This window comes from Paenibacillus sp. FSL R10-2778 (genome assembly GCF_038593035.1).
Taxonomy (GTDB): Bacteria; Bacillota; Bacilli; order Paenibacillales; family Paenibacillaceae; genus Paenibacillus_AQ; species Paenibacillus_AQ odorifer.
Genome location: NZ_CP151956.1, coordinates 6,095,610 through 6,121,790, shown reverse-complemented (window position 1 = coordinate 6,121,790; position 26,181 = coordinate 6,095,610). Strand labels below are relative to the sequence as shown.

General features: G+C 47.2%; 23 protein-coding genes. 18 read left to right on the top strand and 5 right to left on the bottom strand.

Annotation, left to right across the window (positions count from 1 at the left end; translation table 11 throughout):
- Positions 1-16 precede the first annotated feature (16 nt).
- The 5 genes from NST40_RS27405 (at position 17) to NST40_RS27385 (ending at position 5,172) form a co-directional block, all read left to right on the top strand.
- On the top strand, positions 17-1,624 hold the full coding sequence (locus tag NST40_RS27405) for an FAD-binding protein (RefSeq protein ID WP_342410176.1): 1,608 nt from the start codon (positions 17-19) through the stop codon (positions 1,622-1,624).
- On the top strand, positions 1,621-1,953 hold the full coding sequence (locus NST40_RS27400; protein WP_036680289.1) for a ferredoxin family protein: 333 nt from the start codon (positions 1,621-1,623) through the stop codon (positions 1,951-1,953). Before NST40_RS27405 ends, NST40_RS27400 begins: the two co-directional genes overlap by 4 nt.
- 47 nt (positions 1,954-2,000) lie before the next feature.
- A complete protein-coding gene (locus NST40_RS27395; RefSeq protein WP_076282670.1) occupies positions 2,001-3,065 on the top strand; it encodes an ABC transporter substrate-binding protein in 1,065 nt (354 codons plus the stop codon).
- Between the two features lie 158 nt (positions 3,066-3,223).
- Positions 3,224-4,834, top strand: coding sequence for an FAD-binding protein (locus NST40_RS27390; RefSeq protein ID WP_076099943.1), 1,611 nt, complete (start codon positions 3,224-3,226; stop codon positions 4,832-4,834).
- On the top strand, positions 4,831-5,172 hold the full coding sequence (locus NST40_RS27385) for a 4Fe-4S binding protein (protein ID WP_076099941.1): 342 nt from the start codon (positions 4,831-4,833) through the stop codon (positions 5,170-5,172). Before NST40_RS27390 ends, NST40_RS27385 begins: the two co-directional genes overlap by 4 nt.
- Before the next feature lie 66 nt (positions 5,173-5,238).
- Here NST40_RS27385 and NST40_RS27380 read toward each other — a convergent pair whose 3' ends face one another.
- The gene (locus NST40_RS27380; RefSeq protein WP_038573366.1) at positions 5,239-5,784 is read right to left on the bottom strand and encodes a glutathione peroxidase; all 546 of its coding nucleotides are present in this window, start codon (positions 5,782-5,784) and stop codon (positions 5,239-5,241) included.
- A gap of 623 nt (positions 5,785-6,407) precedes the next feature.
- On the opposite strand from NST40_RS27380, the gene NST40_RS27375 reads away from it, so the two are divergent.
- From NST40_RS27375 to NST40_RS27350, 6 genes are all read left to right on the top strand, one after another.
- Positions 6,408-7,484 (top strand): bifunctional 3-deoxy-7-phosphoheptulonate synthase/chorismate mutase, encoded by a 1,077-nt coding sequence (locus NST40_RS27375; RefSeq protein WP_076193656.1) that lies wholly within the window; start codon positions 6,408-6,410, stop codon positions 7,482-7,484.
- 261 nt (positions 7,485-7,745) lie between these two features.
- The gene (locus NST40_RS27370; protein ID WP_254847764.1) at positions 7,746-9,122 is read left to right on the top strand and encodes a SulP family inorganic anion transporter; all 1,377 of its coding nucleotides are present in this window, start codon (positions 7,746-7,748) and stop codon (positions 9,120-9,122) included.
- Between the two features lie 188 nt (positions 9,123-9,310).
- Positions 9,311-9,793 carry an Rrf2 family transcriptional regulator gene (locus tag NST40_RS27365; protein ID WP_076185449.1) on the top strand — a complete coding sequence of 161 codons (483 nt, stop codon included), beginning with the start codon at positions 9,311-9,313 and terminating at the stop codon, positions 9,791-9,793.
- A 21-nt stretch (positions 9,794-9,814) separates the two neighbouring features.
- Positions 9,815-10,813, top strand: a complete 999-nt coding sequence (locus NST40_RS27360) for an LLM class flavin-dependent oxidoreductase (RefSeq protein WP_248549622.1) — start codon at positions 9,815-9,817, stop codon at positions 10,811-10,813.
- Between the two features lie 192 nt (positions 10,814-11,005).
- Positions 11,006-11,779, top strand: coding sequence for a hypothetical protein (locus NST40_RS27355; RefSeq protein WP_076304779.1), 774 nt, complete (start codon positions 11,006-11,008; stop codon positions 11,777-11,779).
- Between the two features lie 105 nt (positions 11,780-11,884).
- Entirely contained in the window at positions 11,885-12,718 is an 834-nt protein-coding gene (locus tag NST40_RS27350; RefSeq protein ID WP_076128733.1) for a prohibitin family protein, read from the top strand.
- Positions 12,719-13,135: 417 nt separating this feature from the next.
- Here NST40_RS27350 and NST40_RS27345 read toward each other — a convergent pair whose 3' ends face one another.
- Positions 13,136-14,128 (bottom strand): ketoacyl-ACP synthase III, encoded by a 993-nt coding sequence (locus tag NST40_RS27345; protein WP_076277142.1) that lies wholly within the window; start codon positions 14,126-14,128, stop codon positions 13,136-13,138.
- Positions 14,129-14,138: 10 nt separating this feature from the next.
- Positions 14,139-14,480: a hypothetical protein gene (locus NST40_RS27340; protein ID WP_076099934.1), complete on the bottom strand. Its 342-nt coding sequence runs from the start codon at positions 14,478-14,480 to the stop codon at positions 14,139-14,141.
- Between the two features lie 297 nt (positions 14,481-14,777).
- Here NST40_RS27340 and deoC point away from each other — a divergent pair, with 297 nt between their 5' ends.
- The 7 genes from deoC to NST40_RS27305 all read left to right on the top strand — a co-directional run bounded on the left by deoC (position 14,778) and on the right by NST40_RS27305 (position 24,392).
- The gene (deoC, locus tag NST40_RS27335; RefSeq protein WP_036680262.1) at positions 14,778-15,455 is read left to right on the top strand and encodes a deoxyribose-phosphate aldolase; all 678 of its coding nucleotides are present in this window, start codon (positions 14,778-14,780) and stop codon (positions 15,453-15,455) included.
- Positions 15,456-15,765: 310 nt separating this feature from the next.
- The gene (locus NST40_RS27330) at positions 15,766-17,058 is read left to right on the top strand and encodes a homocysteine synthase (protein WP_036680260.1); all 1,293 of its coding nucleotides are present in this window, start codon (positions 15,766-15,768) and stop codon (positions 17,056-17,058) included.
- Between the two features lie 211 nt (positions 17,059-17,269).
- On the top strand, positions 17,270-18,340 hold the full coding sequence (locus tag NST40_RS27325) for a hypothetical protein (protein WP_342410173.1): 1,071 nt from the start codon (positions 17,270-17,272) through the stop codon (positions 18,338-18,340).
- Positions 18,341-19,572: 1,232 nt separating this feature from the next.
- A complete protein-coding gene (gene aroB / locus NST40_RS27320) occupies positions 19,573-20,712 on the top strand; it encodes a 3-dehydroquinate synthase (protein WP_076185442.1) in 1,140 nt (379 codons plus the stop codon).
- A gap of 324 nt (positions 20,713-21,036) precedes the next feature.
- Positions 21,037-23,001 (top strand): heavy metal translocating P-type ATPase, encoded by a 1,965-nt coding sequence (locus NST40_RS27315; protein ID WP_342410172.1) that lies wholly within the window; start codon positions 21,037-21,039, stop codon positions 22,999-23,001.
- 183 nt (positions 23,002-23,184) lie between these two features.
- A complete protein-coding gene (gene trxB, locus NST40_RS27310; RefSeq protein WP_076128718.1) occupies positions 23,185-24,126 on the top strand; it encodes a thioredoxin-disulfide reductase in 942 nt (313 codons plus the stop codon).
- Between the two features lie 32 nt (positions 24,127-24,158).
- Positions 24,159-24,392 carry a glutaredoxin family protein gene (locus tag NST40_RS27305; protein ID WP_076128716.1) on the top strand — a complete coding sequence of 78 codons (234 nt, stop codon included), beginning with the start codon at positions 24,159-24,161 and terminating at the stop codon, positions 24,390-24,392.
- Positions 24,393-24,530: 138 nt separating this feature from the next.
- Here the strand turns inward: NST40_RS27305 and NST40_RS27300 are convergent, their stop codons facing one another.
- Positions 24,531-24,731 (bottom strand): hypothetical protein, encoded by a 201-nt coding sequence (locus NST40_RS27300; RefSeq protein WP_036680251.1) that lies wholly within the window; start codon positions 24,729-24,731, stop codon positions 24,531-24,533.
- Between the two features lie 192 nt (positions 24,732-24,923).
- Positions 24,924-26,084 carry an ROK family transcriptional regulator gene (locus tag NST40_RS27295; RefSeq protein WP_076128714.1) on the bottom strand — a complete coding sequence of 387 codons (1,161 nt, stop codon included), beginning with the start codon at positions 26,082-26,084 and terminating at the stop codon, positions 24,924-24,926.
- Positions 26,085-26,181 lie beyond the last annotated feature (97 nt).

Genomic DNA, 26,181 nt, shown 5'->3' with positions numbered 1-26,181 from the left:
AGGAGGTCTTGAACATATGAGTGGATCGGTGAAAAAAGGATCGGTGAATTTGGTGGCAGACGTGCTCGTTATCGGAGGAGGTCCGGCAGGAACGTGGGCAGCCCTTACTGCATCAGCGAAGGGGGCCAAAGTAATCCTTGCAGATAAAGGGTACTGCGGTTCAAGTGGGGCAACGGCACCGTCGGGAACGGGAGTCTGGTATGTGAAGCCGGATGAGAAGCTCCGGAAAGAGGCAAAAGCAAGTCGTTATGCGCTTGGCGGTCAGCTGGCTGAATCTCGCTGGATGGACCGGGTGCTGGATCAAACCTATGCCAATATGAACAAGCTGGGTGTTTCCGGTTATCCATTCCCTGTAGATGAGCAGGGCAATCAATTCCGAAGAAGTCTGCAAGGACCGGAATATATGAAATTAATGCGTAGGCTGGTGAAAAAGGCAGGCGTTAAAATTCTAGATCACAGCCCAGCCTTGGAACTCCTGGCAGATGAGCATGGCGTAGCTGGAGCGGCTGGAGTTCATACCCAGAGTGGAGAAACCTGGAATGTTCAGGCAGGAGCAGTCGTTATTGCTACCGGAGGCTGCGCCTTCCTAAGCAAGGCACTTGGCTGCAACGTGTTGACCGGAGATGGTTATCTCTTCGCTGCTGAGGCTGGGGCGAATCTGTCCGGCATGGAATTCTCCAATGCCTATGCGATCTGCCCTACGTTCTCTTCGGTGACCAAGACGGCGTATTACAGCTATGCCAGCTTTTATTATGAGGATGGAAGCATTGTGGAGGGAGCCGGTTCCAAGAAAGGCCGTTCTGTAATTGCCCGGAATCTGTTGGCAGGTAATCAGGTGTATGCCAAGCTGGATGGGGCACCAGAGGATTTAAGACCGCTGCTGCGGGTGGCGCAGACGAACTTTTTCCTTCCATTTGACCGCCAGGGAATTGATCCGTTCAAGGATGCGTTTCCGGTTACTTTGCGGCTCGAAGGCACGGTTCGGGGGACGGGTGGCATCCATATTACAGATGAAAGCTGCGGCACAGGTGTTCCCGGACTTTACGCGGCAGGAGATGCTGCTACCCGCGAGCTGATTTGCGGAGGTTTTACTGGCGGAGGCAGCCATAATGCGGCGTGGGCGATGTCTTCAGGTTCTTTTGCTGGTGAAGGAGCTGCTGTCTATGCACAGAGTCTGGGGTCGCATGCCGCGCAGCGTAGTCCAGTCGGCTTATCGTCATCACCACTGGTACATCAGGAAGTGAAGCCGGGAGTGGCAGCCCAAACAGCAGAGTATGTGTCTGCTGTACAGGCTGAGGTGAAGCCGTATGATATCAATTTGTTCCGGACAGAACAAGGGCTGACGTCTGCACTAGATCGTCTGGATGGATTGTGGAAAGAGCAACGAAGCCGCGAAATTCAGCGTACGCCAGAAGGGGTCAAGGCACGGGAAGCCGAAGCCATGACCGCAACAGCCCGCTGGATGTACAATTCAGCACTTGCTCGTACAGAGACGAGAGGCATGCATAAGCGTGAGGATTTCAAGGCTACAGATCATGGCCAGCATCACCGCTTGATCAGTGGCGGATTAGATCAGGTATGGGTGAAGACGGAAGCCGTGGCTAAGGAGGGTGTTCTATCGTGATTGAGGTGATCAGCGCTGCCAGATGTGTAGAGTGCAACCAATGTGTATCTGTTTGCCCGACTAATGTTTTCGAACGGGTAGAGGATGGCATTCCTGTTATTGCCCGGCAGAGTGATTGCCAGACTTGCTTTATGTGTGAGCTGTATTGTCCTGTCGATGCTCTCTACGTTGCACCAGACTCTGAGAATATTATTGGTGTGACAGAAGCGGAACTTCAGGAGCAGGGACTACTTGGCGGTTATCGTGAAAAAGTAGGCTGGGGTAAGGGCAGGCAGCCGGTGGCAAGCCATGACTTTATGTATAAGTTGGCGTCGAGGGCAGGGTTCTGAGCTTGATCAAGATTTAAATAAATAGCATAAACCTAGGGGGAGAAACAATGAAACAAGCGTACAGAGAGATTCAAGGGAAACGTTCTAGGAAGATTCGGTTTGCACTTTTAACTACAATTATGATGGCCATGCTGGTGCTTCAGGCTTGCGGAAATAATACGGGCGGCAATGGAGCATCTGCCTCCGGGGGATCAAATACGGAGAAGGCGGGAGAAGGGGCCACGAGCACGAGCAATGTTCCAGCGGTATTGAACTTTGGGTTTATCGGTTCCAACAAATTGAATGTGCCCGGCGGTGCAGAGGGTTGGGGCTTTTATAAAGGGATTATTCAAGAAGAGTTGAAGAAATACGGCATTACTGAAGTGAAGCTTACTGGCTTTCCAAACGGTCCGGATCAGACAGAATCCTTGATTAGTGGTCGGCTGGATATCGGCAGTCTTGGAGATACACCTGCTATTATTGCCTACGCTTCTGGGGCCAAGACCCGTCTGATTTCACAATCTTCCGCGAACACGATTGGTTATTTGATCGGCAAGAAGGATGGGCCCAAGACGGTGAAAGATCTGCAAGGTAAAACTATCGCGATTCAAAAAGGCTCCTTCATGCACCGATATGTAGTTGGATTACTACAGGAAGAAGGCGTGACCGACTACAAACTCGTGCATATGCTCATTCCTGATGCTACTGCAGCTTTAGCCCGTGGAGATGTAGATGCTACAACAAATCTAGGTGTTCCTGCGCTGAAGCTGATTGACCAAGGCTACACTCACTTGGATGATGCCTCGAAGCACCCGAACCTGCTTGGTTCTAGCGCAACAGTTGTGTCTGAGGATTATCTGGCGAAATTCCCTGATTTTCCGAAGGTATGGAACGAAGCTAGAGAGAAGGCCTTGGCAGACTTGAAGCAGCATGAAGATGAGTATTATCAATTTCTGGCTGAAATCGGAGATACAACGCCTGAGCTGGCGAAGCAAGTGAATCCGATTAGTGATATCAAGGATACTGCGTTCACTGATGAAGGAACAAAGCTGCTGGACGGTACCAAAAACTTCCTCGTCGAAGAGAAGTTAGCGAAAAAAGACTTCAATATTAGCGATTGGCAGCTGAAATAAGTTGCTTAAAGGTTGCTTTAATTGAACTTAAGATTCTTCTGTAAAGGTAATTGAGTGACTGCGGTGAATGTTTGGACTTTCGGCCGCCTCTCCGCCACTCCTCCCTTTAGTGATTTTTAAGTTCAACTAACTCAGCTAATGGTGTAGGAGGAAAAAATATGTCGCAGCTTAAGAAGGAAATGACAGTGGATGTCCTCGTGCTTGGCGGAGGTCCTGCTGGGGCGTGGTCGGCATGGAGTGCAGCCTCGCAAGGTGCAAAGGTAGTCCTGGCGGATAAGGGCTACTTGGGCACTAGTGGCGCAACTGCACCGGGAGGAACAACGTTGCTCGTTATTCCTCCCATTGCCGAGCTGCGGGAGCAGGCAGTGCAGGCCAGACTTAAGGCCGGCGGATATTTATCGGAGAATGCTTGGATTCACCGGGTGCTGGATCAGGTAGAGCAGAACCTGGCTCAAGTGGAGCAGTGGGGGTATCCGTTTCCGAAGGATGAAGAAGGAAACTCACTGCGTACCCATCTCCATGGACCAGAATATATGCGGATTATGCGAAAAGTTGTGCGCAAAGCAGGGGTCACAATTCTTGATCAGTCACCAGCGCTGGAACTTCTTCACGATGAACACGGTGTTGGTGGAGCGCGTGGGATCAACCGCCTGACAGGAGAGTCCTGGGAAGTGAAGGCAAATGCCGTTGTGATGGCTACCGGCGGCTGTGCTTTTCTCAGTAAAGGTCTTGGTTGCAATGTGCTGACAGGGGAAGGATTGTTGATGTCCGCAGAGGTGGGAGCTGATCTTTCGGGTATGGAATTCAGCCGCCAATATGCGCCAAGCTTTGCGGACGGAACCGTAACACGTGGACGCATGCTGGCTTGGGCCACTCTCTATGACGCGGACGGTCATCCGTTGCATAGAGGGGATCGGACCTTTGGCAGCATTCCTGAGCTGATGCTGAAGGGTCCGGTTTACGCTTCGCTGGATCTGGCAGACACCGCGGAGAAACAGGATTTCCTGCGCAAAGCGCATCCGATTTTCTTTATGCCGCTGGAGCGGGCGGGAATTGATGCGTTTAAGCAGAAATTCCCGCTCACCCTGCGCTATGAGGGCACGATGCGCGGGACTGGGGGTCTGCGCTTGAGCGGTACGGATTGCCAGACGACCGTGCCCGGACTCTATGCGGCCGGAGATGCCGCATCTCGCGAGAAAGTGACCGGCGCCATCTCCGGCGGCGGGGCTTATAACGCTTCCTGGGCCATGTGCAGCGGAAGCTGGGCTGGACAGGGAGCCGCGCAGCATGCGCTGTCCTGCCGAGGACAGGCGAACAGCCGCAAGCTGACCGCAGCGGGACGCTACGGGCTGGCGGCTGGCGCCGATGCCTCGGAAACGCTGGAGGTGAAGCCGCTAATCGCGGCAATCCAGCGTGAAATCTTGCCGCTGCAGATCAATTATTTCCGCAGCGAGCCGGGCATTTCTTCAGCCTTGAAGCGGCTGAATGCCTTGATGCCCTATTTGAACGGGCAGGCTCCTGCCAGCGTTCAGGGCATCGTGCAATCACGTGAAGCCGCGGCTATGCTCGCGGTCGGCAGGTGGATGTACACCGCGGCACTCGCCCGGAAAGAGACCCGCGGACTGCAAAAACTAGCGGAATATCCGGAGCTTGATCCGCGCCAGACTCACCGGCTGATCTTATCCGGTATTCAACATATAAGCGTCAGTACAGAGGCTGTGCCCCATGCTCATGAACTGAATGCGCTGAAGGAGGGGCAAGCGATATGATCGAATTAATCAGCTTGGAGCGTTGTGTTGGTTGTAAGCTGTGTACGAAAGTATGTCCGACGAACGTATTCGAAATGCAGGGGAAGATTCCGGTCATTGCCCGTCAGGAAGATTGCCAGACCTGTTTCATGTGTGAAGCTTATTGTCCTGTAGATGCTTTATACGTGGCACCACAGGCGGATCAGCTGATCGGTGTAAATGAGGAGGCGCTGATTCAGTCAGGTGTGTTGGGAAGCTGGCGTGCTGAAATCGGCTGGGGACCTGGTGCGAATGGTTCGATGGCGGAGAGGGACACGACTCCTTATTTTGAAGTATTTACCGAGCAGTACCGTACATGATTAAGCAGATGCTTAAACCCAAAAAATCCGCCCGAAAGCTGGGCGGATTTTTCATATATTAGAAACTTATAGCAGGGCTTCGATAGCTGGTTCAATATCCAGCGGGTCCACCGTAGATTCGAATCTAGTGACCACATTGCCTTCGCGATCAATCAGGAATTTAGTGAAGTTCCACTTGATTTCGTCATTGTTCAGAGCCTCTGGATCTTTGTCTTCAAGCATGCTTTGCAACAGCTTTCCTGAAGAATGGTTGATATCGAACCCTTCAAATCCAGCCTGTTCTGTCAGGTAGGTGAAAAGAGGGTGTTTAGCTTCGCCTTTTACGTCAACCTTTTCAAAGAGTGGGAAGGTTACCCCGTAATTGATTTGGCAAAATACATTAACCTCTTCATTGCTGCCGGGTTCTTGCTCTCCAAATTGATTGGAAGGAAAGCCGAGAATTTGGAGGCCGCGTTCCTCGTACCGCTCATAAAGCTTTTGCAGATCTGAATATTGGTGGGTAAATCCGCACTTACTTGCTGTATTCACTATCAGTAGCACTTTACCTTTGTATTGCTCTAGCTCGATATCTTTTCCCCGAATACTGCGTGCTGAATATTGATAAATGCTCATGGCTGCTACATCCCTTCAGTTATCTATGCTTTTTGAAAAAGAACAGGAAATATTTATAATAATTAAATTGTAAACAATTCAATTATCGCTGTCAAACAATACAGCTTGAAGGAATTGGAACCGTAATTGCCAGGTTGGAATAGGATAGATAATGGGTATGGATCAGTCAAAAAAATTTATTGCGTTAAAGCTACTCTGCGTTCCATTATTATCTTGCATCGGGGACGTTTTTTGATTAAGATAGCAGAAACCAGCGCAAAAGCCGCGCTGACATAGATAAGGACTATGACGAAGAGAGTAAGCATTATAGCGGATCTTAACAGGGAAGGCGTGCCGGAGACTGAGAGCACCCTCATGAGACGATTAATGCCGAAGTTCACTTCCGAGTCGGCCCCTGAAGTAGTTTGTCACAGGTTGTGGCAGGTATGAGTAGGGAGGCCCGCGCCCCGCGTTACCGGGTGAAAGACAGAATTAATTCTTAGTCAGGGGAATATGAGATTCTATTCCTTTGTGCTAGTATTCGGGTTAATTCTAAATAAGGGTGGTACCACGGCTCCTCGTCCCTTGCGACGGGGGGCCTTTTTGCGTTCCAAATTATAACAAAAAGAGGGAGTGGAAGGGTAATGAGTAACGTGGAATTGGATGTTCTTAGAGGTCGTCTGGATGAAATTAATGGGCAATTGCTGGAGCTGATCTCCGAGCGGGCTAAGATTGTTCAGGAGATTGGAGGAGTTAAAGAAAAACAAGGTGTCCCTAAATTTGATCCAGAACGGGAAAAACAGATGCTGGATAAGCTCGTAGCGAGCAACAAAGGCCCTTTCACTAACGGGACGATCCGTAGCCTCTTCAAACAAATTTTCTCAGCTTCTCTGGACTTACAAACAGATGATCATAAAAAAACTTTACTGGTAGCCCGCAAGAGCCACAAAGAGGATACAGTGATTGTTCTGCCGGGAGATGTAACGGTTGGCGGTCCTTCTTCACTGATGGTAGCCGGTCCTTGCTCCGTGGAAAGTGAACTGCAGACTCGTACCGTAGCTGCCGCCCTGCAAAAAGCCGGAGTACGTGTAATGCGTGGCGGTGCCTTCAAGCCTCGGACTTCACCTTATGATTTCCAAGGACTGGGAATGGACGGTTTGAGAATATTACGAGAAGCAGCAAATGAATATGGACTGCTGACCATCAGCGAAATTGTAGATCCAAGACATATTGAAGAGTCACTTGATTATGTGGATATCATCCAGATCGGTGCACGTAATATGCATAATTTCGAGCTGCTAAAAGCGGTCGGAGAAGTCGACAAGCCGGTACTGCTGAAACGTGGATTGGCTGCCACACTCGATGAATTCATCCATGCAGCGGAATACATCATGTCTCGTGGAAACACACAGATCATGCTGATTGAACGTGGAATTCGTACCTATGAAAAAGCGACCCGCAACACGCTTGATATCTCAGCAGTGCCAATTCTCAAACAGGAATGTCATTTGCCAGTATTGGTTGATGTAACTCACTCGACAGGCCGCAAAGACATCCTTATTCCATGTGCGAAAGCCGCACTCGCAGCTGGAGCTGACGGCATTATGGTGGAAGTGCATCCTGATCCTGCAACGGCATTGTCTGATGCCGCTCAGCAGCTGAACATTGATGAATTCAACACCTTCTTTAATGAAGTGAAGGCTTCCGGATTGTACCGGTAATCTAGAAATATAGAATTTGCTTGATATTTTAAGGATTCGCTAGAAAATGAGGTGTATAAGCGCTTACAAGTCTAACTAATCTTTTTGTGAAGGTGAAGGTGGGTCGAGTACAATAAGCAACATTAGCGTTGCACCGGCCCCGGGTCTTTTCTGACAAAAGATCCACACATTTTAATAGTCACAGGAGGAAAATAGATTTTGAAGCAGCTTACCTTAAATAATGGGTGGTTTTCTAACACTCGAACCGATATTTTATCGGGGATGACCGTAGCCGTTGCGCTGATTCCTGAAGCGATCGCTTTTTCGATCCTGGCGGGAGTAAGTCCGATGGTTGGTTTATATGCCTCTTTTTGCATTGCGATTGTAACGGCACTTGCCGGAGGCAGACCCGGAATGATCTCGGCGGCTACGGGAGCTATGGCTCTGTTAGTCGGAAGTCTCGTACTGGAACACGGAATAGAGTATCTGTTCGCGGCAACTGTATTGGCTGGCGTGTTTCAGATATTGATGGGGATGCTAAAGCTGGGGCGGTTTATCACGTTTTTGCCACAGCCGGTCATGACGGGTTTTGTCAACGCGCTGGCGATACTGATTTTTATGGCACAGCTTACCCATTTTAAAGGACAAGGCTGGGTGATGTACGGACTGGTAGCTCTGACCTTGCTTATTATCTACACGGTTCCTCGGTTTACCAAAGCCGTACCTTCAGCACTTGTAGCGATTGTTATTGTTTCTGTTCTTAGTATCGCTCTTCATCTGGACGTAAGAACCGTAGGCGATATGGGGAATATTACAGCAACTTTGCCACTATTCCATCTCCCGCAAATCCCGTTCACGCTGGATACGCTGCTTATTATTTTGCCATATTCACTTTCGCTGGCCGTAGTTGGGCTATTGGAATCCCTGATGACTGCCACCTTAATAGATGATATTACGGGCACAGGTAGTGATAAGAACAGAGAGGCGAAGGGACAGGGGCTTGCGAATGTAGTCACTGGTTTTTTCGGAGGGATGGCAGGCTGTGCGATGATTGGCCAATCGATGGTTAACATGAAGTCAGGAGGACGCACGCGTCTGTCCACGTTTGTATCAGGGATCTTTTTATTATTCTTAATTATCGTACTTGGCGATGTGGTGAAGCAGATCCCGATGGGTGCGCTCGTCGGCGTAATGATAATGGTCTGTATCAGCACCTTTGAATGGGGCTCACTCAAAACTTTAACCCGTGTTCCGCTAAGCGATGCGCTGGTTATGATTGTGACGGTGGTCACTGTGGTGGTTACGGACAACCTTTCTATTGGGGTTTTGTTTGGAGTTCTGCTAAGTGCTTTAACGTTTGCTTGGAAAATAGCTTCGATCCGCCTAACTGTTCAGGAAGCAACCTCTTCCAAAACATATGCGGTATCCGGCCAGTTGTTCTTCGGCACGACAAGCCACTTCATTCATGAATTCGCCTACGATAGCGATCCGGATCATATTATTATCGATTTTTCACACTCCCATGTGTGGGACCAATCCGCTGTCCATGCCATAGCGAAGACGATGAGCAAATACGCCGAGCATGGCAAAAAAGTCACCATTACCGGACTTAATGACCAGAGCTCACAGCTGGTTCAGCGGGTGGGATTATCCATATGAAAAAAGATTGCGCTATATGCGCGATCTTTTTTTTATAGCAGATATTAACTGAAAGAAAGGCCAGCAAGGTTTTACTTTGGGTTTAAAATAATATAAAATATAAAGTGGATAATGTTTATCCGCTTTATACGCGGATGGTATTATCTACAGTTTGAATCAAGCTATTTACGTAAATCGAGGTGCTGTACATGCATATGAAAACAGGGGTAGAGCAGTCGGTATATGCACTGGTTCTACTCAACATGCTGCCGGATAAGGCGGTGTTGTCTGGGGAAGCGATTAGCCAGCAGCTCGGAGCATCGGCGACCTATTTTCAGAAACTGTTAAGAAAGCTGGTAACCGCAGACATCATCACGTCTGTTCCCGGCATTAAAGGCGGTTTTAAATTAAAGAAAAGCCCTGAAGATATTCGTGTATATGACGTTTACCTCGCGGTGGAAGGCCAGCAGTCGCTGTATTCATCGAATGGTATTCTGGTAGATATGTTGGATTTAGAAAAAGAAGACAGCTGCTGCCTGTTATCGAATCTGATGGAAGAAGCTGAATCCTCTTGGAAAGCCGTATTAAAGCGGGAGACTATTGCTTCGTTGTCGGAGGAAATGCATGGTGAACGCTTTAAAGATAAGATTGCAGTCTTAGAGGAATGGGTCAGTAATAAAATGGTCATCTAACCAAAGAAGGGATGTATTCGCATGAGATTAAGCGTATTGGATCAGGCACCCGTGACAAGCGGCAACACTGCGGAAGGTGCCCTGAATAAAGCAGAAGAACTCGCTATTTTAGCAGATGAGCTGGGATATAGCAGAATGTGGATGGCAGAGCACCATGGCGGAAATACATTTGCTAGCTCAGCTCCGGAAGTAACGGCTGCCCGTTTAGCCGCCAAGACCAACCGTATTCGAATCGGCACCGGCGGTGTAATGATGATGCATTATTCTCCGCTTAAGCTGGCTGAAGTATTTAAAACGTTAAGTGCTTTTTCCCCGGGGAGAATTGATTTTGGTGTGGGACGAGCTCCTGGTGGCGATACAAGCGCCATGTACGCTTTATCTGAAGGCCGTGAGTTAATGCTGCATAATATGTATGACAAGCTTGGCATTACCATGCAGCTGCTTAGTGATCAGATTCCGGAAGATGAGCTATATGCCAAAAATCTCGCTGCTCCAACGAAGGTGGCGCTCCCTGAAGTATGGTTGTTAGGCTCGAGCGGCAATAGTGCGCGAAAAGCTGCACAAATGGGAGTCGGATACTCCTTCGCACAATTTTTTAATGGTGCGATGAATAATGAGATCTTGGACCATTACCGGAATAACTACCAGCCTTCTATCTTTATGGACAAACCAGAGATCAGTGTATCCTATATGGTGACCACAGCAGAAACGAAGGAAGAAGCTGAGTATGAAGCATTACCGCAGGATATTTTTCGGTTGATGATGAGTAAGGGCCGGATTACTCAGGTGCTGACACCAGAAGAAGCTCAGAACATTTCGCTATCGGAAATTGACCGGATGTCAATCAAGGAAGGGCGCAAGATTCATTTAGTTGGTGCGGTTAAAGACATCGCCGTACGTTTGCAAGAAGAACAAGCACAATATGGATTCCAAGAAGCAATGATATGCAGCATCCCACATTCGCAGGAGAAACGGCTAGAGGTTTACCGGCTACTGGCGCGTGAACTGCTAGGCTCTTGATTCTGGATAGCTAACCTTAACCCGCATTTGATGCGGGTTTTTTGTATGCCAATTTAGCTTTTTGATCGGCGCATACCCTCAAAAGACAATAAATTAACCCTCCCGCCTCCTAAAAGTAACATTTGAATGCCTAACTTCATCTATGATTAATGAAAGATTTATTTTTAAAAAGAGGTTAGGAAGTGATCAAGGATGTTTCCTTTACATAAATCCGTTACGCTGACAGCCTTGCTTCTAATGAATCTACTGGCAGGTTGCCAACATCAGGTGGACCCATCCCCCGCTCAATCGGCTAACGACTACCACACCTCAAGACCGAAGCCAACAAACACCGCTGCTAACCTCATTAAGCTGGAGTGGAACCTGGTGGATACAATGCCCATAGTCTCTCAACTAAGTGCTCCACCCACAGGCGCTACTTTGATTACAGAGAAGAAGCTGGAGGATTTTGGAGGAGTCAAAGTGAGTGTGTATACGATGGCTAGTGACGAAGACTATGTGTATGCCAGAACTTCTACTTCCAAAGGACAATACAGTCTAGGGGCGATAGGAACTTATAATTATCGTCAACCGGAGGATATCAAGGTAGAAGTAGTGCGGCTATTTAGCGAAAAGGTGTTGAAAATCACCGGAGGATTAGGAGCAAATAACTCGCTCAGTAACTATTATTTAATCGATGAGAGCGGTAACCCCTCGGGTTTGCTGCAAATTGATACCGGACATTCCAAAGAGCTGGATGTTGATCAGGATGGATCTTTTGAGGGTGTAGCCGCACATGGAAATCCGATGAGTGCCTATATTTACCGCTGGAATGTTGATCACGCTGAGATAACTTTTGTTAATGATGCTTTAAAGGCGGACTCCGTGGTGCTAACGGATGAAGGAATATATGAAGCTTCTAATAGCGGGGACAAGCAGAGCAAGAAATTCCGGTTGACCGTAGAAGGACTGATTCCAGAGCGGTAACGCCATGACCACTGCTGTTGAAATATTTCCTGCGACCATTTACCCTAAACCTCCGTATAGACGGTTAAGCTTGAATGATTATCCATAATCTAGGAGGGGTATTGGATGAATATGCAAATGAATCCGAAATTGAAACAGCTGCGTCCGGGAAAAATAGTCACCGGTATTGCAGCGGTGCTTATTGTATTGTTGATCGGCGCGAACTCTTTTGTATCTGTGGAATATGGGCATGTAGGTTTATACAAAACCTTTGGTAAATTAAATGACAATACATTGTCACCCGGCATTCATTTTAAAATTCCATTTATTCAGACGGTGATTCAGGTCAATACACAGGTAACGAAGGCGGAGACCGATACTTCAGCCTCTTCAAAAGATCTTCAGCCCGTGTCCACACATGTGGCGGTGAACTATTCCGTAAATAAGGCTTCCGCCTTTAATCTGATGAACAATATCGGAGGTAATTTTGATAGTGTAATTATCAATCCGGCCATTCAAGAAATCGTTAAAGAAGTGACAGCCAAATATCCAGCAGAAGATTTGATTACGCGTCGTGATGTAGTGTCGAGTGAGATTAGTGAGCACTTAACCGCTAGGCTGGCAAAATATGACCTGATCGTCAACGATATTAACATCGTTAACTTTAAATTCTCGGAGGCATTTAACCAGTCGATTGAAGCAAAGCAGGTCGCCCAGCAGCAGGCATTGAAGGCCGAAAATGATCTCCGGCGGATTGAAATTGAAGCGAAGCAAAAAATCGCCCAGGCGCAAGCAGAGGCTGAATCTTTAAGACTTAAGAAGCAAGAGGTTACACCTGAGCTGGTGCAGCTGAAGCAAATTGAGGTTCAGGAGAAAGCGCTGGAAAAATGGAACGGCGTGTTGCCATCTGTAACAGGGGGAGCCACACCTTTTGTGGATGTTCAATCTCTGACTAAATAATTCATTATTGGGTTTCAGATTTATTTCACAATTTGCTGTTCTGTGATTGAGATCGTAGCTGTCTGCTTCAACAGAGTATTTATTATCCCTTTACGCTTACGGACTCAGAAGATGTTATTTGTAAGTTTTAAGGCTTAGGAGCATGGCTTCGGACTCCAGTGGCGCTATCCATTAGGTAGAGGTTCGGATTTGGTGTTTTTTATGCCAATAGCGGCTATGGGGTCCGATAGTTTCCCAAATGTGCAATTAGGCTGCCTATAAGGTCAGCTGTGTCCGATAGTGGCTCGTACGCAATAATTCTCCCTATTTTACCTTATATAATTTCGGGTTTGGCAATAAGGACAGCCCATAGTGTATCAACAACTGATCCTCTGATAGGAAAGCCCTACTTCTATAGAAGTAGGGCTTTTTATGCTATTAATATTGATAAAGCATCGTAGGAATTTGCCAGCCAGCGCCAACTGACCAAAAGAAGACATAATCGCCACGTTTAATTCGTCCGTCCTCGACTCCGCGTTGAAAGGCGATAAAAGGACTGCTTGTGGCTGTGTAGCCGAACTCGTCGCCTACATAAATGAACTTTTCTGCGGTTAGCCCAAGTCCGATTTGGATGAGCTCGATATTTTTCAGTGAGAATTGTGAAAGGCAGAATGCAGAGATATCATCCGTAGTCAGACCGTTGCGTGAGAGAAGCTCCTTCATATCCGCTATAGCCGCATCCACACACACTGTACCGTCAAAAGGGGTCCACCGTATCCGAATCTGCTCTGGGGTCATACCCTCTTGATAAATATTCGACAGGCCGCAGGCCGGGAACATAATATTTTCGGAGCCTTCAGAATCGGTGTAATAAAGGGAATCTATGAAGCCTGCATGCTCACTGCTGCGCTCTAGAATCACTGCTGCTGCGGCGTCCCCAAAGTTAGGGTAAGTAATTTCATCATCTGTATTGCAGTTTACTGAGCTGTAGTCGCTTCCTACAACGAGTGCGTACCTGATGCTGGGATTGGCTTGCATATAACGACTTGTCTGCTCCACGGCGGAGACCATTCCTGCGCAGTTAGCATTGGAATCCTGCGTAATGGTCCGGTGTTTACCTTGAAGCATACGGTGTAGGAGAAGTGCATTGGTAGGATAGGTGTACTCTGGCGTCTGTGAAGCGAACATGATCATGTCCATATCCTCACCTTGCAAATTCGCTTCGCTAAGCACTTTTTGGGCAGCCTTTAATCCCATCGTCAGAGCATTTTCACCCTGTTCTTTTACGATGTATCTCCGGTCGCGACCCATGACTTCTAGGAATCGTTTGATGTCCTTGCCCATACTCTGAAAATGCTTCAGATAATATTCGTTATCTACGATATGCTCTGGGTGGTAATAAGCAGCTTGGCGAATCGCTATATGTCCCAAGTGGCGCCTCCTATGCTTCAATAATTTCGTAATTTTCTAATTTCGTTGCCCGTGCCACTCGGCTTAACTGCATTTTTAGGACAGGGCTTTTGGCAATAATAAAGGTTACTTTTTTAAATCCGGATTGTTTGTACAGTATGTAGCATTGCTCAAGCATGGGAAGTGTGTCCTTTGAGGATACATTCAATGTCTTGCAATCTAGGATGATCTCATATTGTTTCGGGTCGAATGCACTTATGATTTGGTTGTACTCATTAATGAAACGTCCTGCATCTTCTGGCGACATAGTTCCTTCCACTTGTACATTCAGTTTTTGATCGGCAGCATTTGTGGCGAAATTGAAGTTTCCCATTTTTGATTAATCTCCTCCTAAGTTTTATCTAAGAAAAATTTTGATGAATAGGATAAAAAAACCTATTTATCTAAGACTATTATCGTATTTTTAATTGGGAAAGTTTAGGGGATTAAACCTTTATTTTTTTAAAAAGATAATTTAGGGAATGAGAAACTACTTAAAATCCATAAAATCTGCACAAATTAAGGTTTGAGGTAGGCATGCCCATCCTGTTTGCTTTGCAAAGCACAGTTCTATTGGTATGATTACAGAGATGAAAAAAACTACTATCCAAATCATGGAGGAATAATAAAAATGAGCGAAATTACACTATCGGGGATCATTGATCATACACTGCTTAAAGCAGATGCACGGAAAGAAGACATTATTAAATTGGCGGAGGAAGCTAAAACTTATAAGTTTGCTTCTGTTTGCGTAAACCCTGCTTGGGTAGCTACTGCCCATGAAGTGCTGAAAGATACGCCTGAGGTTAAAGTATGTACAGTAATCGGCTTCCCGCTGGGATCATCGACAACAGAGAGCAAAGCATTCGAGACTACCGATGCTATCGCTAAAGGTGCAGGCGAGGTGGATATGGTCATCAATATCGGAGCATTAAAAGATGGCAACGATGAGTTGGTTAAACGTGATATTGCAGCTGTTGTAGATGCAGCGCGCGGCAAAGCCCTGACAAAAGTCATCATTGAGGCTTGTCTGTTAACGGAAGAAGAAAAAGTTCGTGCCTGCAAGCTATCTGTTGAGGCCGGAGCAGATTACGTAAAAACATCCACTGGATTCTCTACAGGCGGGGCAACGAAAGAAGATATCGCGCTTATGCGTGCTACAGTTGGACCTAATATCGGTGTAAAAGCTTCCGGTGGTGTACGTAGTGCAGAAGATGCACATGTAATGGTACAAGCAGGTGCAAGCCGTATTGGAACTAGCGGTGGTGTAGCGATTGCTAAAGGCGAAACAAGCCAAAGCAATTACTAAGCCGAAGGGCTGAATCGGAAGCGGCGAGTGAGGAGGACAAGCTCATTCGCCGCTGTCCTGATTCAAGCTATTAACCGATCAGCTTGATTAGCGATTGTGTTTTATACATAAGTTTGAGGTTTTTATAATTTATATTGAAAGCGTTATCCAGTAGGTAGAGGACACTAGCAGAAGCATTTGACCAAAGTACAATAATTCACACCGGAATAATGAGATTTTTTTCTTTTCAAATGACGTGGTTTGTGAGAGAATGGGTACAATTCAAAATTGTTAATCATTTCTATACTTAATTATAGGGGAGGAAATACCTATGTCAGAAGATCGCAAGCTGTCGTTTGAAACTTTGGCTGTCCATGCAGGCCAGGAAATTGATCCAACTACTTTCTCACGTGCTGTACCGCTTTATCAGACCACTTCCTACGGGTTCCGTGATGCTGATCATGCAGCGGATCTGTTCGCGCTTAAAGAATTCGGTAATATTTATACTCGGCTGATGAACCCAACTACGGATGTATTTGAACAGCGTGTGGCAGCACTTGAGGGCGGGGCAGGTGCGCTTGCTACAGCTTCCGGGGCAGCGGCTATTTCCTTTTCCATTCTAAATATTGCGGGCGCTGGGGATGAAATTGTATCTGCAGCAAGCCTATATGGCGGAACTTATAATCTATTCTCGACAACACTGCCTAAGCTTGGTATTAAGGTACATTTCGTAGATTCGGATAATCCTGAGAACTTCCGTGCTGCGATTACAGATAAGACCAAAGCCTTGTATGCAGAAACAATCGGCAACCCACAGGGAAATGTTCTGGATATTGCGGCAGTTGCAGCGATCGCCCATGAACATGGGATTCCTCTCATCGTAGACAATACGTTCCCAAGTCCATATTTATTGCGTCCGATTGAGCATGGCGCGGACATTGTTGTCCATTCGGCAACCAAATTCATCGGTGGACATGGTACATCCATTGGCGGGATTATTGTTGACGGCGGTAAATTTGATTGGAAGGCAAGCGGTAAATTCCCAGGTCTTACGGAGCCAGATCCAAGCTATCATGGAGTGGTTTATACGGAAGCGGTGGGCCCGATTGCTTATATTATTAAAGCCCGCGTTCAATTGCTTCGCGATTTAGGGGCGGCGATTTCACCGTTCAACTCTTGGATGCTGCTGCAAGGTCTGGAGACTCTTCATTTGCGGATGGAACGTCATAGCCAGAATGCGCTGAAGGTAGCGCAATATTTGGAGGCACATTCAGATGTGGAATGGGTAAGTTATTCGGGACTTCCTACGCATCCATCTCATGAATTAGCGCAAAAGTATTTGCCTAAAGGCCAAGGTGCGATCCTTACTTTTGGTATTAAAGGTGGAAGTGCTGCGGGACGTAAGCTGATTGAGAATGTGAAGCTGTTCTCTCATTTAGCGAATGTTGGGGATTCCAAGTCATTGATCATCCACCCAGCGAGCACAACTCATGCACAGCTGTCGGATGAAGAGCAAATCACAGCCGGAGTAACGCCGGAATTGCTGCGTTTGTCGATCGGGACGGAGTCCATTGATGATATTATCTATGATCTGGAGCAAGCAATTGCTGCCAGTCAACAATAGAAGTTTATATTTCGAAAAGCATTACTGCTCTGCGGTAATGCTTTTTTTGTTGCCTAAAAAAGTTGGAATATTCATCAGATTTGGCAACGCTTGCATATTTCAGGTGTGGCTCCCGTATTTATAAGTGAGGTAGGTAAATGAAATGTCGGTCGCTTATGTTATATAGCTTGGCATACCGGCAGCAATCCAAAGATAAAGGGTGGGTGCGAGGATGAAGGGTGAACGTCAGCAGGATGGTTTGCGGAGTAGTGAAGAGCGCCCGTTCAAGTTCATGTATAAGGCTGGTGATCGGACTGTGGGAATGGAAATGAGCCAAGCTGGATCCGTAGCCTCCGCTGCCGCAGAATTTATCGCTGGAGTAGAGCAGAGGGATGTCATTGAGCCTTTGAAGCGGTCTTATTTTAAGCGGCCGGGGGAACCATCGACATTCCTAGTGCTGCGTGAAGGAAGAGAAGAACGTCTTGCTGGACGGGAAGGAACAAGGACTGTTCAAGCGGGCCCGTGTTTGATACGGAGTGAGGAATGGCTGCTGGAACCAGAGCTGTTCTGTCTTTATGAGAACTGGTTATCTAGCGAGGATGAACTCCAAACAGCGCGTATTCTGCAGCGAATCTCTTATCGTCTGCGCGCAGCTGTTGCCGAGCTGCTTGAATCGCCAGATGGTGAATGGGCAGCGGTCACCCTGCTGCATCCAGAGTCGCTTGCGGTGGCGCAGCCCGCTAAGCTTGCCGCGCTTCAGGACGCGCAGCTCGAAGCGCTGTTCGCTGCGGTGGCGGAGAGCCAGCGGCAAGGCGGCGATTGCCGCCTTGACCTGCTGGTCTCCTACACCGCAAGCGCAGCCGAATTCGCCGCAAAGCGCGAATTCATCGAAGAGGTGGCCGATCAGACACTCGGCCACGCTTATGCGGCGGCATGCCGCATCGGGGCACTGATTGCGCCCGATGTGGAGCCTGCCGCCGCTGCGGAAATCGCGCGTATCGCCGATTTCCTAGTGCTGGACGGCGCGGCGGGCGAGCACGCGCCGGAAGAGACCGCCGCGGAGAAATTCGCCCTGGCGGCGGGGAAGATCTTTGCCGCCGTGACGAGCGTGAAGCCGGCGGCGGTGGTGCTCGCCGCGGGGACACCGGCGGCGTCGGCTTTGGCCGATCTGTATCAGATCGGGCTCAGCGGGATCTTTTGCAGCGCCGGTCAGCGGACCGAAGCGCTGCTGAGAGCGGCCTGCCTGATCTGGATCGCCAGGCAGCGTGAAACGCTGGATACTGCCGCCGGGGGAAGGCAGTAAGCTTTTTCTGCTGAACGATACGGTGCAGCTCATATAAGAATCGAAAAAAGACTTCAGAGCAGCGATTATCCGGTTATCGGAGAATCGTTGCTTTGTTTTTTTGGTCGTTAGCTACCTGCTTCAACAGCGTACATATATCCCTTTACTCAATCACTATACTCAACCTCCGTGCTCAATACTGTGCTCAACCTACGTACTTAAACTAATCTGCACTCATGCTTTGGATGCAACCTCCGAACTCCCACCCTGTGCCCAACCACCGCACTTAAACTAATTTGCACTCATGCTTTGCATTTAAAGTCTGCACTAACCTCCGCACTCCTCAACCCCCGATGCTTAAGGACCCAGATGACGCTATTTGCCTGATTTTAGCTTTTTAAGCATGGTTTCGGACACCAGAGACACTATTCGTTAGGAAGAGGTACATATTTGGTGCTTTTCAGGTCAATAGCTGCAATGGGGTCCGTTAGAATACAGAATGTGTTTAAAACCAGCGATTAGGGTCAGCTGAGTCCGATAGTAGCTTCATACGCGAGCACTTGCATCATACATCCATCAATCGTGTCGTACTCATACTTTGCGCTCAACCTCCACACTCAACCTCCTGTACTCCTACCCTGTGCCCAACCTACGTACTTAAACTAACCTGCACTCATGCTTTTGGATGCAACCACCGCACTCCCACCCTGTGCCCAACCACCGCACTTAAACTAATTTGCACTCATGCTTTGCATTCAAACTCTGAACTCAACCTCTGCACTCCTCCGCCCCCTGATGCTTAAGGACCCAGATGACGCTATTTGCCTGATTTTAGCTTTTTAAGCATGGTTTCGGACACGAGAGACGCTATTCGTTAGGAAGAGGTACATATTTGGTGCTTTTCAGGTCAATAGCTGCAATGGGGTCCGTTAGAATACCAAATGTGTTTAAAATCAGCGATTAGGGTCAGCTGAGTCCGATAGTAGCTACATTTGCGAGCAACTTGCATCATACGCTTATCAATCGTGTCGTATTCATACTTTGCACTTAACCTCCGCACTCAACTCCGTACTCAACCCCCGCACTCAAACTAATCTGTACCGATCCTCTGTACTATCACCAATAGATACATGTAACATTAGTTTTAGGACATCCACATACGTTTCCAGCTTCTTCTTACATTTTACATAAACAGGATAATGACAGTGAAGGCTCGAATTTTATTAGCATCTTGCTGAATAGGGGTGCTGTAGATGTCTACAAATTTTAGAGTTGGCCTGCAAAAGGTCGTAGATCATTCTTACGATATTGAGATTGGGGAAGGTCTTTTTGGCGCTCTGATCGAGGATTTGAAACATGGAATTGTCGAGAATGTAAGCAAATTCGCGATTGTTACAGATTCAAAAGTTGAAGCCCTGTATGGACAAGCCTTGCTGGAACAACTGCATCAGAATGATTTTCAAGCGGAGTTATTTTCTTTCCCTGCTGGAGAGAAGTCTAAAACCCGAGAAACGAAGGCACAGCTGGAGGACCGGCTATTAAGCCGTTCTTACGGACGAGATTGCTGTATCCTTGCCATCGGAGGTGGAGCGGTAACGGATTTGGCAGGTTTTTTGGCTGGAACATTTGGTCGGGGAGTGCCAAGTTTGAACTATGCAACTACCCTTTTAGCAGCAGCGGATGCTTCAATTGGTGGTAAAACGGGCGTGAATACACCAGTTGCAACCAATCTAATTGGTGTTTTTCATCAGCCTAAAAAGGTCTACATCGACCTAGCCACTTGGAAAACGCTTCCGGTACGTGAGCTTCGTAGTGGTTTGGCTGAAACAATCAAACATGCCTGCATCGCGGATGCTGACTTTTTTGAGTTTCTTGAACAGAATATGGAGCGAGTGGTCTCCTCAGATGGCGAACTTGTATTAGATCGAGAGGTTTGCGAACGGATTGCTTTTCATAATTGTGAGATCAAGTATAGCGTGGTGGAAAAGGATGAACTGGAGAGCAACCTGCGCCAAATTCTAAATCTGGGGCATACTGCTGGCCGGGCGTTAGAGGCTTTAAGTGGTTATGAATTATTACATGGTGAGGCTATTGCGATTGGACTCGCGGTTCAGGTGCAGCTGGCAGAGCAGTTGGGGTATGTAACGGCTGACCAAACTCAGCGTGTGATTGCTTTGTTGAAGAAGGCGGGACTTCCGACTGAAATACCAGCAACCATTACAAATAGAATGCTGATTGATAAGATGTATACGGATAAAAAGGTTCGCAAAGGGCGTATACGGTTTGTGTTCCAAGCTGGAATTGGAGCGATGAAGTCTTTTGAAGGTGGAGCTTATTCGACGCCAGTCGAAGAGCAAGTCCTATCCGAGCTTTTAAATAAAATACGCAGCTAAGATAGGAAAAAGTTATTCTAAATTTATGACGAATAGCCCAGAAGGTAGGGTTTACTTTTTCATTCAAGGTGGTATTATTAAAATATAAGTTGCACTAAGGAAATATAGTTGTACTGTTGCAACAATGATTATCATTCTCACTACTCATAGTTATCATTCATGCTGTCCCGGCTAAGCCGGGGCAGCATGTGTCATTTTAGGGGTCTTAAGAATGGCTCTCATTATCATTTAGACAAAACAAAACGTATGCTCCCGAAGCAAGTTTTGTTGCAAAGAGAAGTCAATGAAGTAATCCTACACAAAACTTTCAGGATGGTGATTATTATGCAAGCAACATCAAAACATTTACCCCAGCAAACCTCAATCTCCGGCAGCATGAAGAAACCAGGCGCTCCAAAACGCCGGTTCGATCTGAGAGCCATGCTCAGCAACTCCGAGATGCAGGCTGCGCTTGGCAGCGGAGTGCTTATGCTTTTTGCTTGGGTTATGGGCAGCTGGTCAGAAGTTTTCTCTATAGTACTTTATGTTATTTCGTATACCATTGGTGGCTGGAACAAAGCCAAAGAAGGCGTTGAGACGCTCGTCAAAGAACGTGATCTCGATGTGAACCTGCTGATGATTGCGGCCGCACTAGGCGCAGCTACCATTGGGTACTGGAATGAAGGTGCTATGCTCATCTTTATTTTTGCGCTTAGTGGAGCACTAGAGAGCTATACGATGGAACGGAGTAAGAAGGATATTTCCTCACTTATGGCCTTGAAACCTGCCACAGCCATGCGGATTGAGAAAGGAAGCATGAACGAGGTAGCTATCGATCAGTTAGTAATTGGAGATCTGTTGCTTGTACGTCCAGGGGATCTTATTCCTGCAGATGGTAAGGTGTACAGAGGAGAATCGGCAGTAGATCAGGCTTCCATTACAGGAGAGTCAGTGCCTGTTGAAAAATGTGCCGGCAGCGAAGTATTCGCAGGTACGGTCAATGGAGAAGGTCCACTTTATATTGAAGTAACGAAATCAGCAGAGAACACACTTTTTTCCAAGATCATTAAGATGGTAGAAGAAGCAGAGACGGATGTTCCAAATTCACAGCGATTCATTAAAAGACTGGAAGCCATCTATGCACGGGTAGTTGTCGCCTCGACTGTGGCTCTTATTTTCCTTCCACCCTTTTTGCTGGACTGGAGCTGGAGCGCAACCTTTTATAAAGCGATGGTTTTTCTTGTAGTAGCCTCGCCTTGTGCGTTGGTCTCATCGATTATGCCTGCGATGCTGTCGGCCATTTCCAAAAGTGCGCGAAAAGGGATTTTATTTAAAGGTGGGGTCCACCTCGAAAATATGGCTCGGACCTCTGTTGTAGCTTTTGATAAGACAGGGACCCTTACAGAGGGAACTCCGCAGGTGACAGACTTTATTGCAGCTGAAGGCTACAACCGGGAAGAATTACTGGCGATTAGCGCATCCATTGAGCATATGTCACGCCATCCATTGGCGGAAGCCATTGTGCGTAAAGCTGAGGAAGAATATCTGGAGCTGCGGGGAGTGCAGGAAAGTAAAACCATCACTGGCTGGGGAATTGAAGGTCAAGTTGACGGGCATCTCTGGAAAATTGGAAAGTCCAATTTACTGGATGAGCTGACTTCATCTGCGATGAACTCTGAGCTTGCATTCTGGAGAACTAAACGGCAGCAGTTGGCGGAAGAGGGGAAGACTGTCTCCATTATTTTGGACGGTGAGCATATTGCAGGTATGATTGCATTGCAGGATACAGTTCGCCCACAAGCAGAAGCCGCAGTGCGGAAGCTGCAGGAGCTGGGGATTAAAGTGGCTATGCTTACGGGTGACCGGGAAGCTACAGCAAAAGTTATTGCGGCTTCAACCGGAGTAGATTTAGTATTTGCCGACCTTTTACCAGAGGATAAAGTAAAGCATATTAAGGCGCTTCGTGAAGAGCACGGTAATGTTGTGATGGTGGGTGACGGTGTGAATGATGCGCCTGCTCTGGCTACAGCGACTGTTGGTATGGGAATGGGCATGAAAGGCAGTGGTGCAGCGCTTGAGATCGCCGATGTAGTGCTTATGAATGATAATATTGAAGAGATCGCCTCGACCATTTCATTGGCACGGCGCTCACAGCGTATTGTGAAGCAAAATATGATTTTTGCTGTAACAGTAATCGCGGTTCTGATGATCAGTAACTTTGTGCAGGGCATCGCCCTTCCTTTTGGCGTGATCGGTCATGAAGGCAGTACGATATTGGTTATTCTTAATGGGCTGCGATTGTTGCGGTAAGAGTTCAGTGATGTTACTGTATATTATTTATTGTCAAAAATTAAATTGTTCACAAATGATTTTTCCCTGAGGGAGTCTGGCTTATTGACATTTTTGCTTTCAGTTAGCATAATTAAGACTACATTATAATTATTTTAAATAAGAAGCGACGTCACTGCCGTCTAACTCAAGGAGGATATAGATATGTATAAATCAATAATTGTTGGAACCGGACCGGCGGGGTTGACTGCTGCTATCTACTTGGCTCGTGCCAATTTGAACCCACTAGTAATCGAAGGACCTCAGCCTGGCGGACAATTGACCACCACTACAGAAGTGGAGAATTTCCCGGGATTTCCTGATGGAATTATGGGTCCAGACTTAATGGATAATATGCGTAAACAAGCTGAACGTTTTGGTGCGGAATTCCGTACGGGTTGGGTGAACAGTGTAGAACTTGGAGAGCGTCCTTTTAAGCTTAATGTTGAAGGATTGGGTGTTCTTACGACGGATACCCTGATCATTTCGACTGGCGCTACGGCAAAATACCTCGGTATCCCAGGCGAGCAGGATAATGTGGGACGCGGTGTGAGCACCTGTGCTACCTGTGATGGATTCTTCTTCCGTAATAAAGAGATCGTGGTTGTTGGCGGTGGAGATTCTGCGCTTGAGGAAGCGGGTTTCTTGACTCGTTTTGCCTCCAAAGTAACGCTGGTACACCGTCGTGAAGAGCTACGTGCTTCCAAGATCATGCAGGATCGCGTTCGCGATAATGTTAAAGTAGCTTGGAGCCTGAATCGTACTCCTCTGGAAGTAACTTCTGGAGACAAAGGCGTGAGTGGACTAAAAGTGCTGAACAATGAGACCGGACAAGAAGAAATCATTGAAGCAAGCGGAGTGTTTGTGGCGATTGGCCACCATCCTAACACTGCATTTTTGGGTGGACAAATCACAACTAATACTGAAGGTTATATCATGACTAACCCAGGTACTTCTGAAACTAATATCCCAGGCGTATTCGCTTGTGGTGATGTGCAGGATACCCGTTATAGACAAGCAATTACAGCAGCAGGCAGTGGATGTATGGCAGCTATGGATGCTGAGAAATACATTGAAAGTCTGGAACATAGCGCGGTTATTCTGTAACATAACTGTAATCTTCCATAGGAGGTCTAATGATGGAAAATGTAATTGTATATACATCAACAAATTGTCCACATTGCCGTCAGGTGAAGAGCTTTTTGAGTGAAAAAGGCGTAGCCTATGAAGAGCGTAATATTGAGCAGAATGATGATTACGCGCAGCAGGTTTGGGATATGGGAATGAGAGCTGTTCCTGTAACTGTAATTGGTGAGCACAAAATCGTGGGGATGAATAAAACTCAGTTCGACAAAGCATTGGCGACTGTTTAATTAAATATATTTCTGTGAGGAAATTGCAAAAGGTCGCTTCCATTTTGGAGGTGATCTTTTTGTGGTCTAAGTATACAAAAATAGCCTGACGCTAATATGCGGAGGCTATTTTTTATGATGTAAATCGCAAAGTTCAATTTAAGCTTGAGTGAAAGAGGTAATGATCTGAAATAGGACGTATACAGCAACACCGCTGCCGATCAGAATGAACCCTGATTTCTTTTTGGCTTGAAAAAAACGGAGCACACCGAGACTGATCAAAGGGGCAATAATGAGCAGAAAAAGCAACACAGTGATGAACATCTGTGCCGAGATATCAGACGTATCAACATAGGTCATGGACTCGCTCTCCATTTCAAAAAAGGGGTTGTAGTGATAAATGTCACACTAACTTATCCTTTATTATATAGGATTTAAGTTGCTTTTACTGCACTTTTGATCCACCTAAATGCGGCAATTTTACGTCAATTCTATCCGCTCTTGAATTTCACCCGTGAAACTGTCCCGCAAAACGTTGTCCATTAGACTACATTAAACGGTCACCCGAATATCGCCTAGAAAATGCATAACTGCAGAGAACCCCGCGCCTATCATCGTGCCTCGGCTGCCCAGCTTGGAGAAGGTAATCTCGAGCTGCTGCTTATGATAAGGAAGTGTACGCTCGGCTACAACCCGGCGAAGGGGCTCCCCTAACCAGGCTTCTGCTTCGGATAAGGCTCCACCGATGACAATCAGCTCTGGATTAAAGCTATTGATTAGATTCGTTACTCCGATGCCGAGATATTCACCTATAGATGAGAAGTGGTGCAAGGCGTCTTCTTGTCCAGCGGCTGCATAACGGACCAGTTCTTGTGTGGTATGAGCAGGGAGGGAGAACTCGGAATGGTCATAGGTTTTCTCCGAGGCATATAGCTCCCAACAGCCACGGCTCCCACAACTGCACGGCTTGCCTTGTGCTTCAATCGTCATATGTCCGGTCTCGCCGGCATATCCTCTTGCACCTTTGTACAGCTCTCCGCCAATAATAATACCGGATCCGATCCCTGAACCCGCACTGATATAGAGCAGATGTCTAACATCTTTTGCCGCCCCAAAGTTCAGTTCACCTTGTGCACCTGCGTTAGCTTCGTTATCAATAGTGACTGGAACCGCGAATTCCGCCTCCAAAATACCCCGCAGGTCGACCATTTCCCAGCCAAGGTTGGGAGCAAAAAGAACAACCCCGTTCTCATCCACCATCCCGGGGACACCTACTCCGATGCCGACGATACCGTATGGGGATTCAGGTGCTTTATCAATCAAGTCTGAAATTGTTTTTTTCATCCGTTCCAGTACATAAGGCAGAGCATGATTGTCCAGGGAGAAATCGCTTTCGAAAAGAATGCCACCACTTAAATCACATAAGACGGCTGTCAGTTGCTTCACCCGTAGCTCTATACCGATTACACTGCCGGCCATGCTGTTAAAATGCAGCATTAGCGGCTTACGTCCGCCACTGGATTGACCTGGTCCAACTTCAGTCACTAATTCTTGAGCGCATAGCTCAGCCACCAGATTGGATACGGTAGCTTTATTCAGTCCGGTCATCTCTGAAACCTTGGCGCGCGAGAGCGGAGAGTTCCTTCGAATAGTATGTAGTACGATCGATTTATTGATTTTTTTGACCAGCGCCTGATCTCCGGTAACCTTCACGAATCACACATCCTTTTTAGCATAGTTCCCTTTTGTTGTATGCCACTTAGTCTAGAGTGATGTGCTGGAAATTGCAATACATCGGCAGAAAAGAGGA